The organism is Pseudomonas sp. GW822-FHT03F08 (genome assembly GCF_058801265.1).
Map to the genome: position 1 here is coordinate 66879 of NZ_JBXANC010000011.1, position 20146 is coordinate 87024.

Consider the following 20146-nt stretch of genomic DNA (forward strand, 5'->3'; position numbering starts at 1 on the left):
CTGGCGTTGTAGTGCAGGCAAAAGTAGCCTACGACGCGACCAAGGGTTAATGTGCGCGGCGTTGACGCTTCTATAGACTGTGTCCGGGTTTTCTACTGGCCCCCAATTGTTCCTTCGCGCCGCCGTTCGGCGTGATTTAGCCGCCGGTGCTGCTGGCACCGCGGCCTGTTCTGAGGAGTACGCATGGCTGTCTACAACTACGACGTGGTGGTATTGGGTTCCGGCCCGGCGGGAGAAGGCGCGGCAATGAACGCCGCCAAAGCAGGGCGCAAGGTGGCGATGGTCGACAGCCGTCGTCAGGTCGGCGGTAACTGCACCCACCTGGGCACCATCCCGTCCAAGGCCTTGCGTCACTCGGTGCGGCAGATCATGCAGTTCAACACCAACCCGATGTTCCGTGCGATCGGTGAGCCGCGCTGGTTCTCCTTCCCGGACGTGTTGAAAAGCGCCGAGAAAGTCATCTCCAAACAAGTCGCTTCGCGTACCGGCTACTATGCCCGTAACCGCGTCGACGTGTTCTTCGGCACCGGCAGCTTCGCCGACGAGCAGACCATCGAAGTGGTCTGCGCCAACGGCGTGGTCGAGAAACTGGTGGCCAAGCACATCATCATCGCCACTGGCTCGCGCCCTTATCGCCCGGCGGACATCGATTTCCACCACCCGCGTATCTACGATAGCGACACCATCCTCAGCCTCGGCCACACCCCGCGCAAACTGATCGTTTACGGCGCCGGCGTGATCGGTTGCGAATACGCGTCGATCTTCAGCGGTCTGGGTGTACTGGTCGAGCTGGTGGACAACCGTGGTCAGTTGCTGAGCTTCCTCGACTCGGAAATTTCCCAGGCGTTGAGCTACCACTTCAGCAACAACAACATCACCGTGCGCCACAACGAAGACTACGACCGCGTCGAAGGCGTGGACAACGGCGTGATCCTGCACCTGAAGTCCGGCAAGAAGATCAAGGCCGATGCCTTGCTCTGGTGCAACGGCCGGACCGGCAACACCGATCAGTTGGGTCTGGAAAACATCGGCGTCAAGGTCAACAGTCGTGGCCAGATCGAAGTGGATGAGGCCTACCGCACCTGTGTGCCGAACATCTACGGTGCCGGTGACGTGATCGGCTGGCCGAGCCTGGCCAGTGCCGCCCACGACCAGGGTCGCTCGGCGGCCGGCAGCATCGTCGACAATGGCAGCTGGCGCTTCGTGAATGACGTGCCGACCGGCATCTACACCATTCCGGAGATCAGCTCGATCGGCAAGAACGAGCAGGAACTGACCCAGGCCAAAGTGCCGTACGAAGTGGGCAAGGCGTTCTTCAAGAGCATGGCGCGTGCGCAGATCGCCGGCGAGCCGCAAGGCATGCTGAAGATCCTGTTCCACCGTGAAACCCTGGAAGTGCTGGGCGTTCACTGCTTCGGTTATCAGGCATCGGAGATCGTGCACATCGGTCAGGCGATCATGAACCAGCCGGGTGAGCTGAATACCCTGAAGTACTTCGTCAACACCACGTTCAACTACCCGACCATGGCCGAAGCCTATCGGGTAGCGGCGTACGACGGCCTCAACCGGCTTTTTTGACGGGCTCCGGCCGGTGGCCTGAGCCGGCCGGGGAGACCGATTTCAGCTATTCCCAAGGGTGGCAGTGGCCAAACCGGGAAAGTCTGTAATCAGGCTGTCAACGCCGAAGTCGGCGAGTCTGCGCATCAGCGCAGGCTCGTTGACGGTCCACACCGACACGTGCAGCCCCTGACGCTGCGCCTTCTGCAGGCGTTCCGGCGTACACAGCGTCCAGTTCAACGCGAGAATCTCGCAGCCATAACTCTGAGCGACCTTCAACGGGTCGAGCCAGGCGTATTCGGCCACCAGGCCGCGCGATACGTCGGGCACCAGATCCAGTGCAGCTTTCAATACTTCCCTTGAACTCGAGGTGATCGTCACCTTGTCGAGCAGCCCGTGCCTGACCGCCATTTCACGGATGGCCAGCACGGTGGTCGCGGCGCGGGTGCGCGAAGCGCTTTTGACTTCGAGCTGCCAGTGATCGAAATCACATTGCTCGAACAGTGCTTCCAGCGTCGGAATCGGACACGGCTTGATCCAGCCCGGGCCACCCTTGCGGGCGTCGTAGGTCACCAGATCGGCAGCAGAGTGCTCGACCACCTTGCCACGGCGCTCGGTGGTGCGCTTGAGGGTCGGGTCGTGGATGACCATCAGCTCACCGTCCTTGGACAGGTGCAGGTCCAGTTCGCAACGGCGTACGCCGTGCTTGAGACATTCCTGAAAACTGGTCAGGGTGTTTTCCGGTGCTTCGCCCTTGGCGCCGCGGTGGCCGTAGATAAGGGTCACGGTTCTTCCTTAATTAAATGCCTGATTCGTTCTGTTCGCGGGCCAGACGTCGTTCCTGTGCCTGCTTTTGCAAGATATAGCGGGCGAGCAACTGGCGCTGGGCATCGGTCAAGTGTTCGAACTCGGTGCCGATGTCGTAGCCGTCGCCCTTGCGGTCGCAATGGGTCACCCGGGCGCGCAGCAACAGGCCAAGCGCCTGGGGCATCAGCACCAGTTTGACCGACAGGTGGGCGCCGGTGGCGATCGGGGTCGGGTACTGAAAGTCGATGCCGCCCTCGGAGATGATCACTGGCTGCGGCTCGCCGATGTGGCCGAGCACGGTCAGGGCGACCACCTGGCTGAGCAGGTCAATGCGTTTGTTCTGGGATTTCAGGAACGCGGCGATGGCGCGGTCACGTTCACTGATCTGGCGCAGCAGGTGCTGCGACTCGAATTCGCTCAGGTGCAGTTCGCTGAGCAGATTGAACAGCGGGGAAGCATCCTGCAACACTTCCTGGCCTGCGGCTTCGGGAGCGGACAGGGGCCTAATTTCCAGTGCGATCGTGTCCTCGATACGGTAGTATTCGCGGCGATCTTCTTCATCTAATGTCGACATGGCGAACCCATGGTAGCGGCGGTGGTCTGAGTGTAAAGCTGGTTATCGACCCCCGCCACAAGGACGTTCCTTTTCCCTCCGAACAAGCCCCGACATGTTCAGACCTCTCTTCGTATTTATCGGCACGCGTTATACCCGTGCAAAGCGTCGCAATCATTTTGTGTCATTCATTTCCCTGACTTCGATGATCGGGCTCGCCCTTGGCGTGGTCGTGATGATCGTGGTGTTGTCGGTGATGAACGGCTTCGATCATGAGATGCGCACCCGCGTGCTGGGCATGGTGCCCCACGCGACCATCGAGTCCGGTGAAGCCATCAGCGACTGGCCGAGCCTGGCCGCCAAGGTCAAGCAGAACCCGCAGGTGGCGGCCGTCGCGCCGTTCACCCAGATGCAGGGGCTGCTGACCAACAACGGCCAGGTGTCCAAGGTGTTGCTCAATGCCATCGATCCGGCGCTGGAGCGCAACGTCTCGATCATCGACAACTTCATGAAGCAGGGCAAACTCGACGACCTGACGCCGGGCAGCTTCGGCATCGTGATCGGCGACAAGGCCGCGACCAAGCTCGGCGTGGGCATCGGTGACAAGATCACCTTCGTCGCACCGGAGGTCAGCGTGACGCCGGCCGGGATGTTCCCGCGCATGAAGCGCTTCACCGTGGTCGGCATCTTCCATGTCGGCGCCGGTGAACTGGACGGTTACCTGGGCGTGACCAACCTGCAGGATCTGGCGAAGATGCACCGCTGGAAGCCTGATCAGGTGCAGGGCCTGCGTCTGAAGTTCGACGACTTGTTCCAGGCACCGCGTGAAGCGTGGAACATCGCCCAACGCCTCGGCGAAGACCATTACTACGCCCGCGACTGGACCCGCACCCACGGCAATCTGTATCAGGCGATCCGCATGGAAAAAGCCATGATCGGCCTGCTGTTGCTGCTGATCGTCGCGGTTGCCGCGTTCAACATCATTTCCACGCTGGTGATGGTGGTGAACGACAAGAAGGGCGACATCGCCATTCTGCGCACACTGGGCGCCACGCCGGGCACAATCATGCGCACGTTCATGGTGCAAGGCACGGTGATCGGTGTGGTCGGTACGGCCATCGGCGCCGTGGTCGGGATCTTTGCCGCGCTCAACGTCAGCGCAGCGATTTCGGCCCTCGAAGGCGTGATCGGGCATAAATTCCTCAACGCCGACGTGTATTTCATTGATTACCTGCCGTCGCAGGTGCAGAGCCAGGATGTGATCATGGTCTGCGCCGCTGCGTTGGTCCTGAGTTTCCTCGCCACCCTGTATCCAGCCTGGCGTGCCGCGCGCACCCAGCCGGCGGAGGCGCTACGTTATGAGTGAGTCGGGCATGAGTGAAAAAGCAATCTTGAGCTGCCGCAACCTGGGCAAATCCTACGAGGAAGGCCCGGAATCGGTAGAAGTACTGGCCGGTCTGCAACTGGAGTTGCATCCGGGTGAGCGTGTAGCGATTGTCGGTACCTCGGGTTCGGGCAAAAGTACCTTGCTCAACCTGCTGGGTGGCCTCGACACGCCGACCAAGGGCAGCGTCTGGCTCGACGGCGAAGAACTCTCGGCTCTCAGCGAGAAGAAGCGCGGCCTGCTGCGTAACCGCTCGCTGGGCTTCGTTTATCAGTTTCACCACTTGCTGCCGGAATTCACCGCGCTGGAAAACGTCTGCATGCCGCTGCTGATCGGCAAGACGCCGATCCCGGAAGCGCGTCAGCGCGCCACCGCGTTGCTGGAGCGAGTCGGTCTGGGCCATCGTCTGGAGCACAAACCGGCCGAACTGTCCGGCGGTGAGCGTCAGCGTGTGGCGATTGCCCGTGCACTGGTCAACAAACCTGGCCTGGTGATGCTCGACGAGCCAACCGGCAACCTCGACTCCCACACCGCCCAAGGCATCCAGGATCTGATGCTGGAACTCAGCACGTCGATGCGCACGGCGTTCCTGGTGGTGACTCACGACATGAACCTGGCTCGCCAGATGGACCGCGTCCTGCATTTGCAGGAAGGTTGCCTGACCCCCATCTGACGGCTTGAAACCCGATGCCTGAAAAGGCCTCGGGTCTTTTATTTTTATACGGTGCCCCAGCGAATGTTCAGACCGTTATCGATCTTTATCGGCACGCGCTATACCCGCGCCAAGCGCCGCAATCGCTTTGTTTCGTTCATTTCGATGACCTCGATGATCGGCCTCGCCCTCGGCGTGCTGGCGATGATTGTGGTGTTGTCGGTGATGAACGGCTTCCAGCGCGAAATGAGCTCGCGCATCCTCGGCATGGTGCCCCACGCGACCATCGTTGGCGTCAAGCCGATCGATGACTGGCAACCGGTGGCTGCCGCTGCCCTGAAGAATCCCGAAGTGACCGCCGCCGTGCCGTTCACTGAAATGGAAGGCATGCTGTCCTACAAGGGCATGATGCAGCCGATCCAGATCAGCGGTGTCGACCCGGCCCAGGAAGGCAAGGTGTCGATCGTTGCGCAGCACATCGTGCAGGGCCGTCTCGACGCCTTGAAACCGGGCGAATTCGGCGTAGTGCTGGGGGAGATCACCGCCCGCCGCTTCCGCCTGAACGTCGGCGACAAGATCACCCTGATCGTGCCGGAAGTCAGTACCGCGCCGGGCGGCATTACCCCGCGCATGCAGCGTTTGAACGTGGTCGGTGTGTTCAAGGTCGGCGCCGAGCTGGACGGTTCCATGGGCCTGATCCACGTCGCCGATGCCGCGCAGATGCAGCACTGGGAACCGAATCAGGTGCAGAGCGTGCGCCTGGCGGTGAAAGACCTGTACGCCGCGCCGAAGGTCTCGTCGGACATCGCCACCGGCCTTGGCACTGACTTCAAGGCTGACGACTGGACCCACACCCAGGGCAGCCTGTTCAGTGCGATGAAGATGGAAAAAACCATGATCGGCCTGTTGCTGCTGATGATCGTCGCGGTGGCGGCGTTCAATATCATCGCGACCCTGATCATGGTGGTGAACGACAAGGGCGCGGACATCGCGATCCTGCGCACCATCGGCGCCACGCCACGGCAGATCATGGCGATCTTCATGGTGCAGGGCACGGTGATCGGGATTGTCGGCACCATCATTGGTGGTGTGCTCGGCGTGATTGCGGCGCTGAACGTCTCTGAATTGGTGGGCTGGATCGAGCGAGTCTCCGGTCAGCACATCTTCAGTTCCGACGTTTACTTCGTCAGCAACCTGCCATCGGAATTGCAGGGTGGCGACGTGCTGCTGATCTGCTCGGCGGGCTTCATCCTCAGCTTCCTGGCCACCGTTTACCCGGCCTGGCGAGCGGCGAAGATCGAGCCGGCGCACGCGTTGCGCTATTCGTAAGTTCCCCCGTTGAGGCCGGCATTGCCGGCCTCAATCGTCTTTCGGCAACTCAATCACAAACCGCGTCCACCCCAAAGCTGATTCGCAATGAATCTGCCCGCCATGGGCCCGGATGATCGACTGAGTAATCGCCAGCCCCAGCCCCGCATGCTCCGAGCTGCCGTCCTGGCGCGCCGGGTCCGCCCGGTAGAAACGGTCAAACAAGCGCGGCAACAAATCCGAAGAAATGCCTTCGCCACTGTTTTCCACAGTCACCCTCAAGGACTTCGCCTGCTCGGCCACCCGCACGCGTACTTCGCCGGCCGCCGGTGTGAAGCGCAACGCGTTATCCAGCAGATTCGACAGGGCTCGGCGCAACATCGCGCGATCACCCTCGAACCGCCCCTGACCATCACGACTCAGGTTGACCTGAGCGTCCTCGGCCAACGGTGCGAAAAACTCCAGTAACGCATCGGCTTCTTCTGCCAGTTCCAGCGGTTCGCGCTTGGGAACCAGCAATCCGTGGTCAGCCTTGGCCAGATAAAGCATGTCGTTGACCAGTTGTGCCATCCATTGCAGCTCTTCGAGGTTGCTGTGCAGGGCCTCGCGATAATCCTCGAGTGGGCGAGGGCGGGTGAGGGTGACCTGCGTGTGGGTCAGCAGGTTCGACAATGGGGTGCGCAGTTCATGGGCGATGTCGGCGGAGAACGCCGAGAGACGCTGAAAGGAGTCGTCGAGGCGTCCGAGCATGGCGTTGAAGCTGTGGGCCAATTCCGTGAGTTCCGCAGGCATCTGCGCTTCCGGCAGTCGGGCATTGAGCGATTGCGCCGAAATCCCGCGCGCGACGGCACTCATGCGTCGCAGTGGGCGCAATCCGCTGCGCGCTGCCCAGGCGCCGAGCAGTGCGGTCGCCAGTGCCGAAAGACCGACGGTCAGCCAGATCAGATGCTGCATGCGTTGCAGGAAGTGCTGGTGGTGGGTGATGTCCAGCAGCAGGGTCAACTGTGGCGAATCGGTTTGTTCCGGGTAGAGCGGAGCGTTGAGCAGGCGATAATCCGTGCCGTTGTCGTTGATGGTGGCCAGGCCGGACTGCTTCGGCAGGTTCGCCGGCATTTGCAGGGAGCGGCCGAACCAGCGTTGCCCCTCAGGGCTGCTGATGCGCAGGGTAACATCGCCCTGTTGGCTCAATTCAGCAGTGATATGCGCGGCGTCACCATCACCCAGCAGTGTCTGACGCACATTGATCAGCTTGCCTTCGAGCAGTTGCTGATCGAGCTCGATGAAATGCGCCTCACTGGCCCGATTGAAAACCACGCCCGCCACCAGCGACACCGTCGCGGTACAGGCGGCGAAGAGCAACGCCAGCCGACTGCCGAGTGACAGGCGGCGCATCAGTCGGCACGCTCTTCAAGGACATAACCCATGCCACGCACGGTGTGAATCAGCTTGTCGGGGAAGTCGTCATCGATCTTCAGGCGCAGCCGACGAATCGCCACTTCGATCACGTTGGTGTCGCTGTCGAAATTCATGTCCCAGACCTGGGAGGCGATCAGGGATTTAGGCAGCACTTCACCCTGGCGGCGCAGAAGCATTTCCAGCAGCGCGAACTCTTTTGCGGTGAGATCGATGCGTTGACCGCTGCGCTCGACGCGGCGGCGAATCAGGTCAAGACGCAGGTCGGCCAGTTGCAGGCAGGTTTCCTGCGGAATGGCGCTGCCGCGTCGCAACAGGCTGCGCACCCGGGCCAGCAGTTCGGAGAAGGCGAACGGCTTGACCAGATAATCGTCGGCGCCGAGTTCCAGGCCATGAACCCGGTCTTCCACGGTGTCTTTGGCGGTCAGAAACAGGATCGGGGTTTCGAGCCCGGCACCGCGCACCGCTTGCAGAATCTGCCAGCCGTTGCGACCGGGCAGCATCACATCGAGGATCAACAAGGCATAGTCACCGCTCAAGGCCAGTTGCTGTCCGGTGGTGCCGTCGGCCACCAACTCGGTGTTGAAGCCGGCCTCGGTCAGGCCCTGGCGCAGGTAGTGGCCGGTTTTCGGTTGGTCTTCGACGATCAGCAGTTTCATGGGGTGTGGAGCTCAAATAGACAGAACAAGGGCGTTATACCGTGGGCGGTGGTTATGCAGACCAACCTGACAAAGTTGTAATCTGGCTGTCAGGTAGCTGCCAGCGCGGGCGGGCTAAAGTTTCCCACAGGCTGAACCTTATCTAGTTGGAGTATGACTATGTTTTTGCGCAACCCTCTGGCCGTCGCCGCCTGTCTGCTGGCGTTGAGCTCATCCGTCTGGGCCGACCCTGCGCACACCTATGACTTCGGCCAACCCGCCCCGGCCGCCAAGGCCAGCCGCAGCATTGAAGTGGTGATGGGCGACATGACGTTCGATCCGAAGGCCATCGAGATCAAGGCCGGTGAGACCATTCGCTTTGTCTTGGTGAATAAAGGCCAGTTACTGCATGAATTCAACCTCGGCGACGCGGCGATGCATGCCAAGCATCAGCAGGAAATGCTGCAGATGCAGCAAAGCGGCATGCTGACGCCGACCGGCATGAAAGAAATGTCCCACGACATGGCGGGCATGGATCATGCCTCGATGGGGCACGTCATGAAGCATGACGACCCTAACAGCGTACTGGTCGAACCGGGTAAGACCGCCGAGCTGACCTGGACCTTCAGCAAAGCCGTGAACCTGGAGTTTGCCTGCAACATTCCCGGGCATTACCAGGCCGGAATGGTCGGCAAACTGACTGTCAGTCAGTAAGCACTCAAAGGCGGGAGCAAAGGCTGATAGAATCCGCTGATTCTTCAGTCAGGTTTCCGCCATGCATCCCGCAGCCGAACATTCGCCGCTGGGCAAGTCCAGCGAATACATCGCCACTTACACACCGTCCCTGCTGTTTCCGATCCCGCGCACCGCGAAGTGGGCCGAGCTGGGCCTGACCGCCGAGACCCTGCCGTATAAAGGCGTGGATTTCTGGAACTGCTTCGAACTGTCGTGGTTGCTGCCGTCGGGCAAACCGGTGGTGGCGATCGGCGAATTCAGCATTCCGGCGGACTCGCCGAACATCATCGAATCCAAGTCGTTCAAGCTGTACCTGAACTCGTTGAACCAGACGCCGTTCGCCGACGTCGCGAGCCTGGAAGCGACGCTGGTCAAGGACTTGTCCGCCGCTGCCGGCAAGCCCGTGGGCGTGCGGGTTCGCAGCCTGAAAGACGTTGAAGCCGAAGGCGTCGTCGCGCTGCCGGGCGTGTGCATCGACGATCTGGATATCAGTGTCAGCAACTACGAACATCCGCGTCCTGAACTGCTGCGTTGCGATGATTCGCGGGTGGTGGAGGAGAGCGTGCACAGCCATCTGCTCAAGTCCAATTGCCCGGTGACCAGCCAGCCGGACTGGGGCAGTGTAGTCGTGGAGTACCGGGGGGCGGCGCTGGATCACGCCAGCCTGCTGGAATACATCGTCAGCTTCCGCCAGCATTCGGACTTCCACGAGCAATGCGTTGAGCGGATTTTCCTCGACCTGCAGCGTTTGCTGAAGCCGGAAAAACTGACGGTGTTCGCACGTTACGTGCGCCGGGGCGGGCTGGATATCAATCCGTACCGCAGCACTGAAAGCGTGCAGTTGCCGAACCATCGTCTGGTTCGTCAGTAACCTGCAAAGCGGACATGAAAAAGCCCTGCCATTGCTGGCAGGGCTTTTTGCATTTCAGGGGAGGGCGATCAGATGCCCATGCTGCCCAGCGCATTGACGATATTGCGCAGGGTGCCCGCAATAGCAGGGTGTTCGAGCTCGAAGCGATCAACTGCCAGATTCACGCCATCGGCGATGCTGGCGTCCTGCGTCGCGCTCTCCAGTTTGATTTGGGATTCGATCTGCGCCATAAGCTCACGAAGATGTTCGCGCTCTTCTTCTGTAAGCGGCGGATTCTGATCCAGTTGCTCGCGCAGGGTGTTGAGCTGTTCTTGCAGTTCGCGGGCGGGCATGGTGTTTTCCTTTTATCGAGAGGCACTGGCATAGACCGCAGCCGTGCGCCAAAGGTCTATGGCTCTCCTTAAGACTAATCCACTCTCGATGAACCTGCATGATCCCGGTCAGGGCTTTTCGCCTTTGAGGCGGCGCAGGCTGATGTCTGCCAGGCAGGTATCGAGATCGCCCAGGTGATCGATCACCGAGTGCACGCCCAGGCCGAACAATTGCACAGTGGCCTTGCCGCGCAGTTGTTCGCGTTCTTTCTGACTGAGGGCTTGCCATTCGCTCGGGGCCAGGCCGCAGAGTGAGCCACAGGAGGCCAGGCCAATGGTCCACAGCCCGGCATTCAAGCCCGATTGCAGCAAGCGCGGTTCACCGCTGACCAGCACGCAGCCGTCCAGGCGATCGACATTCAACGCCATCAAGGCTTGCCAGCAGGCATTCGGCGCCGGCCATGGATTGTTTGTTGCGGGATGTTGCGAGGGTTTGATCCAGCCCGGCAATCCGGATGCCAGCACCTGGGTGAGGGCAGGGGGCAAGTCATCGAGCCAGGCGCAGGGGATCAGTTGGCGCTGCAGGCTGCGCAGGCTGTCGAGCGCGCCTGGCGTGGCGTCGGCATGCTCTGTGCCGGGGCTGGCGTGATGACGGGCGCGGGCGCCGAAGTCCACCAGGCAACCGCTGAGCCCGAACAGCACGGCCGTCAGGTTGGGGGCGGACAGGGGCAAGGCTTCGGCTTGAGGCATGGAAAACGTCCCTGAAATAGAAGTCAGGCTAAGCATCGCCGGTGACAGTTGGATGACAAGCGCATGACGCACCGTCCTACAGAGGTGTTCATGCTGGAATGCCTAAAACCTTGTTTCCGTCTTATACTGCACCTCTTATAACCGTGGCCCGCTTGCCGCGTATGTACAATCCAAGGAGTTTTCTATGCGCTGGAGCAACCCTCTCGCTCAGCTTTGTGTATGTGCCAGCGTGATGCTGGTGCCGTTCGCCGCTAACGCTGCAACGGAAGAAGACCCTTGGGAAAGCGTCAACCGTCCGATCTTCCAGTTCAACGATTTCGTCGACACCTACGCGCTGAAACCTCTGGCGCAGGGCTATGAATATGTAACGCCGCAATTCCTGGAAGACGGCATCCACAACATGTTCCGCAACGTCGGTGACATCACCAACCTGGCGAACAACATTCTGCAGGCCAAACCGGCCGCTGCCGGTGTCGACACCGCGCGCCTGATCTTCAACACCACCTTCGGCCTGCTCGGCTTCTTCGACGTCGGCACCAAGATGGGCCTGCATCGCAGCGACGAAGACTTCGGCCAGACTCTCGGCTACTGGGGCGTCAGCAGCGGTCCGTACGTGATGCTGCCGTTGCTGGGCCCGAGCACTCTGCGTGACGCGCCGTCCAAGTACGTCGACACCTACACCGCACCGTACCGCTATATGAACGACATCCCGGCGCGTAACACCATCTACGGCCTGAACATCGTCGACACCCGCGCCAGCCTGCTGTCCAGCGAGAAGCTGATCAGCGGCGACAAGTACACCTTCATCCGCAATGCCTACCTGCAGAACCGCGAGTTCAAGGTCAAGGACGGTCACGTCGAAGACGATTTTTGATCTCGATTGATCGACATGAAGGGGCGACCGCAAGGTCGCCTTTTTTGTGGGCGCGTCCAATGATTGGGTTACGGTTGAAGCCGTTCTTATAACTGCGAGTGATTTGACAAACAAAGTCTCCAAGCGACCATCGGCGCATGCTTGAAACGCCTCTCGGATGGGAGTACCGTCTGCGCCTTAGAAGGGCACCTCTGGTGCAACCGTGTACAGGGCGAACGCTCTGAAACGGTGCAGCAGAGAGGCTAGAAAGCGAATCCAGTAGTCTGCGCCGGGCCGTTGCCCCGCCTGCTACGCCAACCTAATTCTGGCGCCGTTTGCCCACATGCCAAAAACCAGTGCCACGCTGCTGATAATCGATGATGACGAAGTAGTGCGCGCGAGCCTCGCGGCCTATTTGGAAGACAGTGGTTTCAGCGTCTTGCAGGCCAGTAACGGTCAGCAGGGTCTTCAGGTATTCGAGCAAGACAAGCCCGACTTGGTCATCTGCGATCTGCGCATGCCGCAGATGGGCGGTCTCGAACTCATCCGTCAGGTCACCGAGCGGTCACCACAGACTCCTGTGATCGTGGTTTCGGGTGCCGGCGTGATGAACGACGCGGTCGAGGCCCTGCGCCTGGGTGCGGCGGATTACCTGATCAAGCCTCTCGAAGATCTGGCCGTGCTCGAGCACTCCGTGCGCCGGGCCCTGGATCGTGCGCGCCTGCTGCTGGAAAACCAGCGCTACCGCGAGAAGCTGGAAAAGGCCAACCGTGAGCTCGAAGCCAGCCTGAACCTGCTCCAGGAAGACCAGAACGCCGGTCGCCAGGTGCAGATGAACATGCTGCCGGTCAGCCCGTGGACCATCGACGAATTCAAGTTCGCCCACCAGATCATTCCGTCGCTGTACCTGTCGGGTGATTTTGTCGACTATTTCCGGGTGGACGAGCGTCGGGTCGCGTTCTACCTGGCGGACGTCTCGGGCCATGGCGCCTCTTCGGCCTTCGTCACCGTCCTGCTGAAGTTCATGACCACGCGCCTGCTGTTCGAGTCCAAGCGCAACGGCACCTTGCCGGAATTCAAGCCTTCGGAAGTCCTTGGTCATATCAACCGGGGGCTGATCAGTTGTAAGCTGGGTAAACACGTCACAATGGTCGGTGGAGTCATCGACGAGGAGACCGGTTTGTTGACCTATAGCATCGGCGGCCATCTGCCGTTGCCTGTGTTGTACACGCCTGACAGTGTTCGCTACCTCGAGGGGCGCGGTCTGCCCGTGGGGCTTTTCAATGAAGCCACCTACGAAGATCACGTGCTCGAGCTGCCACCGACGTTCAGCCTGACGCTGATGTCTGATGGCATTCTGGATCTTTTGCCAGAACCCACACTCAAAGAGAAAGAAGCTGCCTTGCCCCAACGGGTCAAGTCGGCGGGCGGCAGCCTGGATGGCCTGCGGCAGGTTTTTGGATTGGCCACGCTAGGGGAGATGCCGGATGATATCGCCTTGTTGGTGTTGAGCAGGAATCTTTAATGAGTACCGGTAGAATCCAGTTCGCCGAACAGGACGGCACCTTCGTCCTGAAGTTCGTCGGTGAAGTTCGCCTGACCCTGTGTTCGGCGTTGGATGCGACTATTGAGAAGATCTTCACCGCGCTGAATTTCAACGCGATCGTGATCGATCTGACCGAAACCCGCAGCATCGACAGCACCACGCTGGGCCTGCTGGCCAAGCTGTCGATCCTGTCGCGGCAGAAGGTCGGCCTGCTGCCGACCGTGGTCACCACCCACGACGACATCACCCGTCTGCTGCAATCGATGGGTTTCGAGCAGGTGTTCAATATCGTCAACCATCCCGTGCCTTGCCCGGAATGTCTCGATGACCTGCCGGATCAGGATCAGTCGGAGGAAGTCGTGCGGATCAAGGTGCTTGAAGCGCACAAGATCCTCATGGGCCTGAACGACTCCAATCGCGAAGCCTTCCATGATCTGGTGAATGCCCTCGAAAGGCATTGATTCACCCGCCATCAGGCACAAAAAAGGGCGAACCTGTGAGGGTTCGCCCTTTTTGCGTTTGCCGTCAGCCCATTACAGCTTGGCTTGCAGCAGCGCCTCGAGTTTTTCCTGGTCGCGGGCAAACTGACGAATGCCTTCGGCCAGCTTCTCGGTGGCCATCGCGTCTTCGTTGGACAACCAGCGGAATTGCGATTCATTGAGGCTCAGGCGTGCTTCGCCAGCGTGACCTGGAGCCAGTTTGCGCTCCAGTTTGCCGGTGTCTGCCGCCAGTTTGTCGATCAGGTCCGGGCTGATGGTCAGGCGGTCGCAGCCAGCCAGTTGCTCGATCTGATTGAGGTTGCGGAAGCTCGCGCCCATGACCACGGTCTTGTAGTCATTGGCCTTGTAGTAGTTGTAGATGCGCGTGACGGACTGCACGCCCGGATCATCGGCGCCGGTGTAGTCGTTGCCGTTGGCCTTCTTGTACCAGTCGTAGATGCGGCCCACGAACGGCGAAATCAGGAACACGCCGGCATCGGCGCATGCAGCGGCCTGAGCGAAGGAGAACAGCAGGGTCAGGTTGGTCTGGATGCCTTCCTTCTCCAGCACTTCGGCGGCGCGGATGCCTTCCCAGGTCGAGGCGATCTTGATCAGCACGCGGTCACGGCCGATGCCGGCCTTGTCGTACAGCTCGATCAGACGGTGCGCACGCTTGAGCATCGCGTCCTTGTCGAACGACAGACGTGCATCCACTTCAGTGGAAATGCGGCCCGGAATCACTTTGAGGATTTCCTGACCCACCGCGACGCCAAAGCGGTCGCTGGCCAGGCCGACATCGCCCTTGCAGTCGCGAACAGCGGCGTTCAGCAGCTCGGCATAGGCCGGAATGGCCGCGGCCTTGAGGAGCAGGGAAGGGTTGGTGGTGGCGTCGACCGGTTTGACCCGGGCAATCGCTTCGAAGTCGCCGGTGTCGGCAACCACGGTGGTGAATTGTTTGAGTTGTTCCAGCTTGGAAGTCATGAGCGTGCTCTGTCCTATGGGTCTGACGACATTACCCGAGCGCTGACGGCCACTCAAGGGCATGTGGATGTATCGATTGCCCCGTGGGCAACAACCTGAAAACGGCTGTTTGAATGATCGGGGCGCGATGTCGATAAATACGATGCCAAAACCGGCCACAGGTTCAAGGCATCTGACCGTCAGTACTCTGTGGGCCAGCTGATTACATAGGATTGAGCTCGGCTTTAACCGTGACTTCCGCAGGTTTTGGCTGGCCGTCGGCGTTCAGCATGCCGAAGTTCCTTTCCCGGTCATTGCTGCCCGACGCGGTGTCTTTCCATTCGTAAATCGACGTCAGCGGGATGTTGAGCCTTTTCATATCGGTGACGAACGCGCCGATTTTGCTGGCCTGCCCTGCATTCCCGCCATTGGAGGCGAGTGACGACACGCCCCATTCACTGATGACGCCCGGTAGATGGAATTTCTGCTGGATGAACGTCTGTGCGTTGCTGATCTGCGTCGTGGTCATGCCGTACGGGTGATAGGAAATCGCACTCAGGCATTTGGGGTAGGCACTGACGATGCTGTTCAGTGCCGCCGTTGATGCAGAGCTGTCACTCGGTGGGCGGGCGAAGCCGAAGCCGATCAGGGGTGTCGACGGTGGATTTCCCTGCAGCGTTTTACACACAGCGGTCATGAAGGGCGCGAACGTGGTGCTGAAATTGCCGGTTGGCCAGTAGGTGTCCAGATCCGGCTCATTCCATATCTCGATGGCGACCAGTTGCGGGCCATATTCTTTCTCCAGGGTCGTCACCGCGCGGGCGAACGTCTCACCGGCCGAGGTGAAATCGCGGTTGTTGCCGGGTGCAGAGGTCAGCGCCTGGGTCGAACGTACGGTCAGCAGCACCGGCAGGCCGGCTGCCCGGGCGGTCGCAAAGGCATCGTTGACCTGTTTTTGATAGCCGGGGTCACCCAGGCTGTCCGTCCAGACACCAAAACGCACGAAACCCAGGCCGGCCGCTTTGATCTTTGCAGCGTCGGTGGGGGAAAAGGTCTGGATCTTCACCTGCACGCCAATGGTCTTGTTGGCGGGCAGTTCAGGGAACAGTTCAGTGGCGTGAACCTGGCTGGTGACACCGAGCACCGACAGGGTCAGGGCGGCAAGCCGTTTGAGGTGTGTTGATTTCATTTCTGTGTTCCTTGTTAGAAATGACACTGGCCATTGGTTATCACATCGCACGTTTTTAGAGCGTCGCAACGGTACAAAGTGCACCGATGTTATTTTTTGTCGGAAAACTTCGGTCGGGAAAATACCCTGAAAATCACAGTTATTTTTAGTCCGGTAATTCTGGTTGGGTGACTTTTAGACCCCGTGGTACTTAATGCACCGGTACTAACAGGCGAATCTATTTCCGAATGCAGGAAAGTCCGGTGGGTTTATTTCAATCCACACGGCATGTTGGCCGATTGACATTACACGGGAATGTAAACCTTGTTCAGAAAGATCCTTGTCGTCTGCGTGGGCAATATTTGCCGAAGTCCGACAGCTGAACTGTTGCTGCGTAACGCGCTGGCGCCCTCGACGATCACGGTCACCTCCGCAGGCCTGTCTGCACGGGTTGGCGAGTCCATGGAGAGAACGGCCCGTCAGGTGCTGGAAGACCGTGGACAGAGCGCCGAAGGGTTCAAGGCGCGGCAACTGACAGCAGACATCGTCAATGAATCAGACCTGATTCTGGTCATGGAAAAAGAACATGTAAAACAAGTACTGAAGATTGCCTCTCACGCCAGAGGCAAAGTGTTTCTTCTCGGCAAGTGGCAGAACGAGCGAGAAATACAGGATCCGTATCGTCAAGGGCAGGCCGCTTTTATTCATGCCCATGCATTGATTGAAGATGCTGTTGGCTCATGGGCACAACGCCTCGGGCATTGATGAATATTCTTCAGAACAGTGAATGGTAAGAAAGACTTATGCAGTTACCGTCAGTAGTCGGCACCCGTGACAACGATCAAGACAGTATTGATCTTCTCGGCATATTTGGCAGTTTGATCGATCAGAAATGGTTGATCGGCGCCTTCACCGGCGCGTTCATGATGACTGGCGTTGCCTACGCGATTCTGGCCACGCCGGTGTATCTGGCCAACGCGCTGGTACAGGTCGAACCGAAGAAGAACGACATGCTCGGTTTTTCCGATCTCAACAGCATGCTGGGCGGGCAATCGCCGTCCGTGACCGAGATCGGGATCATCAAATCCCGTGCAGTGATCGGCAAGACGGTCGACGATCTGCGCCTGGACATCGATGTCACCCCGAATACTTTTCCGGTGATCGGCGGCTTTCTCTCCCGTCGTTATCGCGGTGAGACCGAATTCAGCGTCGCACCGCCGCGTTTCGGCCTGAACAGCTACGCCTGGGGCGGTGAGCGCCTGGAGTTTTCCCGGCTCGATCTGCCCAAGGAGCTGCTGGGCAAGAAACTCAGCCTGATCGCCGGCGAGCAGCATCGCTTCCAGCTATTCGATGACAACGACAACCTGTTGGCAGAAGGCGTTGCCGGCGAAGCCTTCGCGCAGGACGGCGTAGAAGGGCAGATCACACAACTGTTGGCCAACCCCGGTACCCGTTTCGAAGTGGTGCGCTACCCACGAATCGTGACCATCCAGGGTTATCAGGACGCGCTGGATATTTCCGAGCAGGGCAAGGAGTCGGGGATCATCCGTCTGGCCCTGGCCAGCAGCGACGCCGCTGAAGCGGTGAAGATCCTCAACAAGATCGCGTCGCTGTACGTCGATCAGAACGTACGCCGCACCTCGGCCGAAGCGGCGCAGAGCCTGGCCTTCCTGCAAAGTCAGTTGCCGCAGGTCAAACGCGATCTGGCCAAGGCCAGCGATGCGCTCAACGCCTACCAGACTCGCGGCAAGACCGTGAATATCTCCCTGGAAACCCAATCGGTGCTCGGCCAGTCCGTCGCCCTCGAAACGCGGATTTCCGAGCTGAAACTGCAACAGGCGGAGATGGATCGCAAGTTCACCAAACAGCATCCGGCCTATCGTGCGTTGATGACCCAGATTGGTGAGTTGACCCAGCAACAGCGGTCGCTGGAAGGCAAGGTCCAGGACCTGCCAGCCACACAACAGGAACTGCTCAACCTGACCCGCGATGTCGAAGTCGCTTCGCAGATCTACACCCAGTTGCTGAACAAATCCCAGGAGCTGGACATCATCCGCGCCGGCGCCGTGGGTAACGTGCGTCTGGTGGATACGGCAGACGTCGACCTGACCAGCCCGGTCAAACCGAAGAAAGCCCTGATCGTGTTGATCGCGACCTTCCTCGGCGCTTTCGTCGGCGTGGCCCTGGTGCTGTTGCGCAAGTCGCTGAGCAAGGGCCTGGAAGGGCCGGAAGCCATCGAGCAGCTCGGTCTGCCGGTCTACGCGTCGATTCCCTACAGCGCCCTGCAACAGGAAGAGGACACCAAGAAAGTCCGCGCCAAGGTCACGGTGGATACACCGGCGTATCTGTTGGCCCTGCGCAATCCGACGGACCTGTCCATCGAGTCGATCCGCAGCCTGCGCACCTGCCTGCATTTCGCGGCGCTGGATTCGACCAACAACCGCATCATGATTTCCGGCCCGAGCCCGCAGGTCGGCAAGACCTTTGTGTCTTCCAACCTTGCGGCAGTCATGGCGCAGAGCGGACAGCGGGTGGTGCTGATCGATGCCGACATGCGCAAGGGGCATCTGCACAAGTCGCTGAACACGCCGATCACCAACGGCTTGTCGGACCTGCTGGTCAAACGCTGCACCCTCGAGCAGGCAATCAACAAGGTCGAAGTCGACAACCTGCACTTCATCAGCCGTGGTCAGGTGCCGCCCAATCCATCCGAGCTGTTGATGCACGCCAATTTCCGCGAACTGTTGGCGCAACTCAGCGAGCGTTATGACGTGGTGATCATCGACACACCGCCGCTGCTGGCGGTGACGGATGCGGCGATTGTCGGTCGTGAGGCAGGCATCAGCCTGATCGTCGCGCGCTTCGGGGTGAACCCGGCCAAAGAGATCGAACTGACGATTCGCCGCTTCGCCCAGAACGGCATCGAGTTGAAAGGCGCGGTGTTCAACGGCGTCGAGAAGCGTGCGGCCAGTTACTACGGCAACGGCAGCTACGGCTATTACAACTACGAATACGCGTCCGACAAGTCCTGAAAATCAGTGATTGTCCTTACCGGCAAGAAAGTGGGTGGGTTGTGAAAAAAATACTGCACGTGGCTGAAACGATAAAAGGTGGCGTCGCGACGGTGATCCGCACGATTTCCGCGTCTCCGGAAGAGGAGAGCGCCAACTACGAGCTGGTGTATCTGGTGCCGCAGGATCAGGAAAAGGAACTGCACGGCATCGCGCCGCAGCAGATCCGTACTTTCGATCGAACCGGGCGCAATGTGCCTTCGCTGCTGCGTTTTGCCTGGCGCCTGACGCAAGTGATGCTCAAGGAAAAACCCGATGTCGTGCATCTGCACAGTACGTTTTCCGGGGTGATCGGCCGTTGCGTGTGCGTGCTTTTGCGGCCGTGGCGCAAACCGAAAATCGTCTATTGCCCGCATGCCTTTTCGTTCCTGATGGAAAGCTCGCCGATCAAGCAGAAAGTCTATGCGTGGATCGAGCGGGTGTTGCAGAAGGTCACCGACACGATCATCTGCGTCAGCCAGTACGAGATGGACAAAGCCGCAGCGTTCGGCATCGAGCGCAAGCGCATGCGGCTGATCTACAACGGCATTCATCCCAAGGATGACGCGCGCAAAACCGAGGATCCGCAGCCGATTCATCTGCTCTTCGTCGGTCGGCTCGACTATCAGAAAGGCTTCGACGTGCTGCTCAAGGCCTATGCCAAGGCCGGGCGCAACGATCTGAAACTGACGGTGGTCGGCAGTGCGGTCAACGAGGCAACGGTCGAGTGCCCGCCAATGGACGGCGTTCAATACCTGCCGTGGGTCACGCCGGCCGAAGTCAACGCGCTGTATCAGCAGGCCGATGCGCTGATCGTCCCGAGTCGCTGGGAAGGCTTTGCCATGGTGCCGCTGGAAGGCATGGCGCTGGGCCTGCCGGTGATCGCCAGCGACTGCACCTCGCTGCCGGAACTGGTCACTCACGGGGTGTCCGGCTACGTGTTCCCCACCGGTGATCACCACGCGTTGGCCGATCGCCTGAAGCAGATCCAGAAACCCGCGTTGTCGGTCCTTGGCCTCGAAGGTCGACGCATCGTCCGCGAGCGCTTCAGCGCCGCGTTGATGATCCGCCAGACCTACGACGTGTATTCCGCTCCCTCTTATTAAGTAGA

At 59.9% G+C, this 20146-nt stretch carries 20 protein-coding genes; 12 read left to right on the forward strand and 8 right to left on the reverse strand.

All coding sequences use genetic code 11. The features are described 5' to 3' along the window. Positions 1–183 precede the first annotated feature (183 nt). Positions 184–1578, forward strand: coding sequence for a Si-specific NAD(P)(+) transhydrogenase (gene sthA, locus AC1RME_RS24965; RefSeq protein ID WP_007984277.1), 1395 nt, complete (start codon positions 184–186; stop codon positions 1576–1578). 42 nt (positions 1579–1620) lie between these two features. Here sthA and AC1RME_RS24970 read toward each other — a convergent pair whose 3' ends face one another. Both AC1RME_RS24970 and AC1RME_RS24975 read right to left on the reverse strand, forming a co-directional pair. Next, complete coding sequence (locus tag AC1RME_RS24970) at positions 1621–2343, reverse strand: glycerophosphodiester phosphodiesterase (protein ID WP_096822081.1); 723 nt, start codon at positions 2341–2343, stop codon at positions 1621–1623. A 13-nt stretch (positions 2344–2356) separates the two neighbouring features. Further along, positions 2357–2938 carry a PilZ domain-containing protein gene (locus tag AC1RME_RS24975; protein WP_096822080.1) on the reverse strand — a complete coding sequence of 194 codons (582 nt, stop codon included), beginning with the start codon at positions 2936–2938 and terminating at the stop codon, positions 2357–2359. 94 nt (positions 2939–3032) lie between these two features. Between AC1RME_RS24975 and AC1RME_RS24980 the strand changes: the two genes are divergently transcribed. From AC1RME_RS24980 to AC1RME_RS24990, 3 genes are all read left to right on the forward strand, one after another. Beyond that, the gene (locus AC1RME_RS24980; protein ID WP_096822079.1) at positions 3033–4283 is read left to right on the forward strand and encodes a lipoprotein-releasing ABC transporter permease subunit; all 1251 of its coding nucleotides are present in this window, start codon (positions 3033–3035) and stop codon (positions 4281–4283) included. 7 nt (positions 4284–4290) lie between these two features. Continuing rightward, a complete protein-coding gene (gene lolD, locus AC1RME_RS24985; RefSeq protein ID WP_169844077.1) occupies positions 4291–4974 on the forward strand; it encodes a lipoprotein-releasing ABC transporter ATP-binding protein LolD in 684 nt (227 codons plus the stop codon). Between the two features lie 63 nt (positions 4975–5037). Further along, positions 5038–6282 (forward strand): lipoprotein-releasing ABC transporter permease subunit, encoded by a 1245-nt coding sequence (locus AC1RME_RS24990; protein ID WP_096822078.1) that lies wholly within the window; start codon positions 5038–5040, stop codon positions 6280–6282. Positions 6283–6312: 30 nt separating this feature from the next. Here AC1RME_RS24990 and AC1RME_RS24995 read toward each other — a convergent pair whose 3' ends face one another. Together AC1RME_RS24995 and AC1RME_RS25000 are read right to left on the reverse strand one after the other, a co-directional pair. Next, positions 6313–7653, reverse strand: coding sequence for a heavy metal sensor histidine kinase (locus AC1RME_RS24995; protein ID WP_493091881.1), 1341 nt, complete (start codon positions 7651–7653; stop codon positions 6313–6315). Beyond that, positions 7653–8333, reverse strand: a complete 681-nt coding sequence (locus AC1RME_RS25000; protein ID WP_096822076.1) for a heavy metal response regulator transcription factor — start codon at positions 8331–8333, stop codon at positions 7653–7655. The genes AC1RME_RS24995 and AC1RME_RS25000 overlap by 1 nt, the downstream gene beginning before the upstream one ends. Positions 8334–8492: 159 nt before the next feature. Here AC1RME_RS25000 and copI point away from each other — a divergent pair, with 159 nt between their 5' ends. Then, positions 8493–9026: a copper-resistant cuproprotein CopI gene (copI, locus tag AC1RME_RS25005; RefSeq protein ID WP_096822075.1), complete on the forward strand. Its 534-nt coding sequence runs from the start codon at positions 8493–8495 to the stop codon at positions 9024–9026. 61 nt (positions 9027–9087) lie between these two features. Next, positions 9088–9918: an NADPH-dependent 7-cyano-7-deazaguanine reductase QueF gene (gene queF, locus AC1RME_RS25010; protein ID WP_096822074.1), complete on the forward strand. Its 831-nt coding sequence runs from the start codon at positions 9088–9090 to the stop codon at positions 9916–9918. A gap of 68 nt (positions 9919–9986) precedes the next feature. Here the strand turns inward: queF and AC1RME_RS25015 are convergent, their stop codons facing one another. Both AC1RME_RS25015 and pcrP read right to left on the reverse strand, forming a co-directional pair. Then, entirely contained in the window at positions 9987–10250 is a 264-nt protein-coding gene (locus AC1RME_RS25015) for a DUF4404 family protein (protein WP_096822073.1), read from the reverse strand. Positions 10251–10358: 108 nt separating this feature from the next. Then, a complete protein-coding gene (gene pcrP, locus AC1RME_RS25020; RefSeq protein WP_096822072.1) occupies positions 10359–10979 on the reverse strand; it encodes an HAD superfamily inactivated hydrolase PcrP in 621 nt (206 codons plus the stop codon). Between the two features lie 184 nt (positions 10980–11163). On the opposite strand from pcrP, the gene AC1RME_RS25025 reads away from it, so the two are divergent. The 3 genes from AC1RME_RS25025 to rssC all read left to right on the forward strand — a co-directional run bounded on the left by AC1RME_RS25025 (position 11164) and on the right by rssC (position 13839). After that, on the forward strand, positions 11164–11853 hold the full coding sequence (locus AC1RME_RS25025) for an MlaA family lipoprotein (RefSeq protein ID WP_096822071.1): 690 nt from the start codon (positions 11164–11166) through the stop codon (positions 11851–11853). A gap of 322 nt (positions 11854–12175) precedes the next feature. Next, positions 12176–13357, forward strand: a complete 1182-nt coding sequence (gene rssB / locus AC1RME_RS25030) for a two-component system response regulator RssB (RefSeq protein ID WP_096822070.1) — start codon at positions 12176–12178, stop codon at positions 13355–13357. Then, positions 13357–13839: an anti-sigma factor antagonist RssC gene (rssC, locus tag AC1RME_RS25035; protein WP_042560140.1), complete on the forward strand. Its 483-nt coding sequence runs from the start codon at positions 13357–13359 to the stop codon at positions 13837–13839. The genes rssB and rssC overlap by 1 nt, the downstream gene beginning before the upstream one ends. A gap of 72 nt (positions 13840–13911) precedes the next feature. Here rssC and tal read toward each other — a convergent pair whose 3' ends face one another. Both tal and AC1RME_RS25045 read right to left on the reverse strand, forming a co-directional pair. Next, positions 13912–14838 carry a transaldolase gene (tal, locus tag AC1RME_RS25040; protein WP_096822069.1) on the reverse strand — a complete coding sequence of 309 codons (927 nt, stop codon included), beginning with the start codon at positions 14836–14838 and terminating at the stop codon, positions 13912–13914. A gap of 202 nt (positions 14839–15040) precedes the next feature. Beyond that, positions 15041–16006, reverse strand: coding sequence for a cellulase family glycosylhydrolase (locus AC1RME_RS25045; RefSeq protein WP_096822068.1), 966 nt, complete (start codon positions 16004–16006; stop codon positions 15041–15043). A gap of 303 nt (positions 16007–16309) precedes the next feature. On the opposite strand from AC1RME_RS25045, the gene AC1RME_RS25050 reads away from it, so the two are divergent. Genes AC1RME_RS25050 through AC1RME_RS25060 form a run of 3 tightly spaced genes read left to right on the forward strand, consistent with a single transcriptional unit; the run spans position 16310 to position 20141 of the window. Continuing rightward, positions 16310–16750 carry a low molecular weight protein-tyrosine-phosphatase gene (locus AC1RME_RS25050; RefSeq protein ID WP_096822067.1) on the forward strand — a complete coding sequence of 147 codons (441 nt, stop codon included), beginning with the start codon at positions 16310–16312 and terminating at the stop codon, positions 16748–16750. 38 nt (positions 16751–16788) lie between these two features. Next, entirely contained in the window at positions 16789–19017 is a 2229-nt protein-coding gene (locus tag AC1RME_RS25055) for a polysaccharide biosynthesis tyrosine autokinase (protein ID WP_493091882.1), read from the forward strand. A gap of 41 nt (positions 19018–19058) precedes the next feature. Next, positions 19059–20141, forward strand: coding sequence for a glycosyltransferase (locus AC1RME_RS25060; RefSeq protein WP_493091884.1), 1083 nt, complete (start codon positions 19059–19061; stop codon positions 20139–20141). The last annotated feature ends 5 nt before the right edge of the window (positions 20142–20146 follow it).

Coding starts and splice junctions, on each gene's coding strand:
- AC1RME_RS24980 (WP_096822079.1), top strand. CDS start 3,033: ATGTTCAGACCTCTCTTCGTATTTATCGGCACGCGTTATACCCGTGCA.
- AC1RME_RS24975 (WP_096822080.1), bottom strand. CDS start 2,938: ATGTCGACATTAGATGAAGAAGATCGCCGCGAATACTACCGTATCGAG.
- copI (WP_096822075.1), top strand. CDS start 8,493: ATGTTTTTGCGCAACCCTCTGGCCGTCGCCGCCTGTCTGCTGGCGTTG.
- AC1RME_RS25000 (WP_096822076.1), bottom strand. CDS start 8,333: ATGAAACTGCTGATCGTCGAAGACCAACCGAAAACCGGCCACTACCTG.
- AC1RME_RS25025 (WP_096822071.1), top strand. CDS start 11,164: ATGCGCTGGAGCAACCCTCTCGCTCAGCTTTGTGTATGTGCCAGCGTG.
- lolD (WP_169844077.1), top strand. CDS start 4,291: ATGAGTGAAAAAGCAATCTTGAGCTGCCGCAACCTGGGCAAATCCTAC.
- AC1RME_RS25055 (WP_493091882.1), top strand. CDS start 16,789: ATGCAGTTACCGTCAGTAGTCGGCACCCGTGACAACGATCAAGACAGT.
- AC1RME_RS24995 (WP_493091881.1), bottom strand. CDS start 7,653: ATGCGCCGCCTGTCACTCGGCAGTCGGCTGGCGTTGCTCTTCGCCGCC.
- sthA (WP_007984277.1), top strand. CDS start 184: ATGGCTGTCTACAACTACGACGTGGTGGTATTGGGTTCCGGCCCGGCG.
- pcrP (WP_096822072.1), bottom strand. CDS start 10,979: ATGCCTCAAGCCGAAGCCTTGCCCCTGTCCGCCCCCAACCTGACGGCC.
- AC1RME_RS24990 (WP_096822078.1), top strand. CDS start 5,038: ATGTTCAGACCGTTATCGATCTTTATCGGCACGCGCTATACCCGCGCC.
- tal (WP_096822069.1), bottom strand. CDS start 14,838: ATGACTTCCAAGCTGGAACAACTCAAACAATTCACCACCGTGGTTGCC.
- AC1RME_RS25015 (WP_096822073.1), bottom strand. CDS start 10,250: ATGCCCGCCCGCGAACTGCAAGAACAGCTCAACACCCTGCGCGAGCAA.
- rssC (WP_042560140.1), top strand. CDS start 13,357: ATGAGTACCGGTAGAATCCAGTTCGCCGAACAGGACGGCACCTTCGTC.
- AC1RME_RS25045 (WP_096822068.1), bottom strand. CDS start 16,006: ATGAAATCAACACACCTCAAACGGCTTGCCGCCCTGACCCTGTCGGTG.
- queF (WP_096822074.1), top strand. CDS start 9,088: ATGCATCCCGCAGCCGAACATTCGCCGCTGGGCAAGTCCAGCGAATAC.
- rssB (WP_096822070.1), top strand. CDS start 12,176: ATGCCAAAAACCAGTGCCACGCTGCTGATAATCGATGATGACGAAGTA.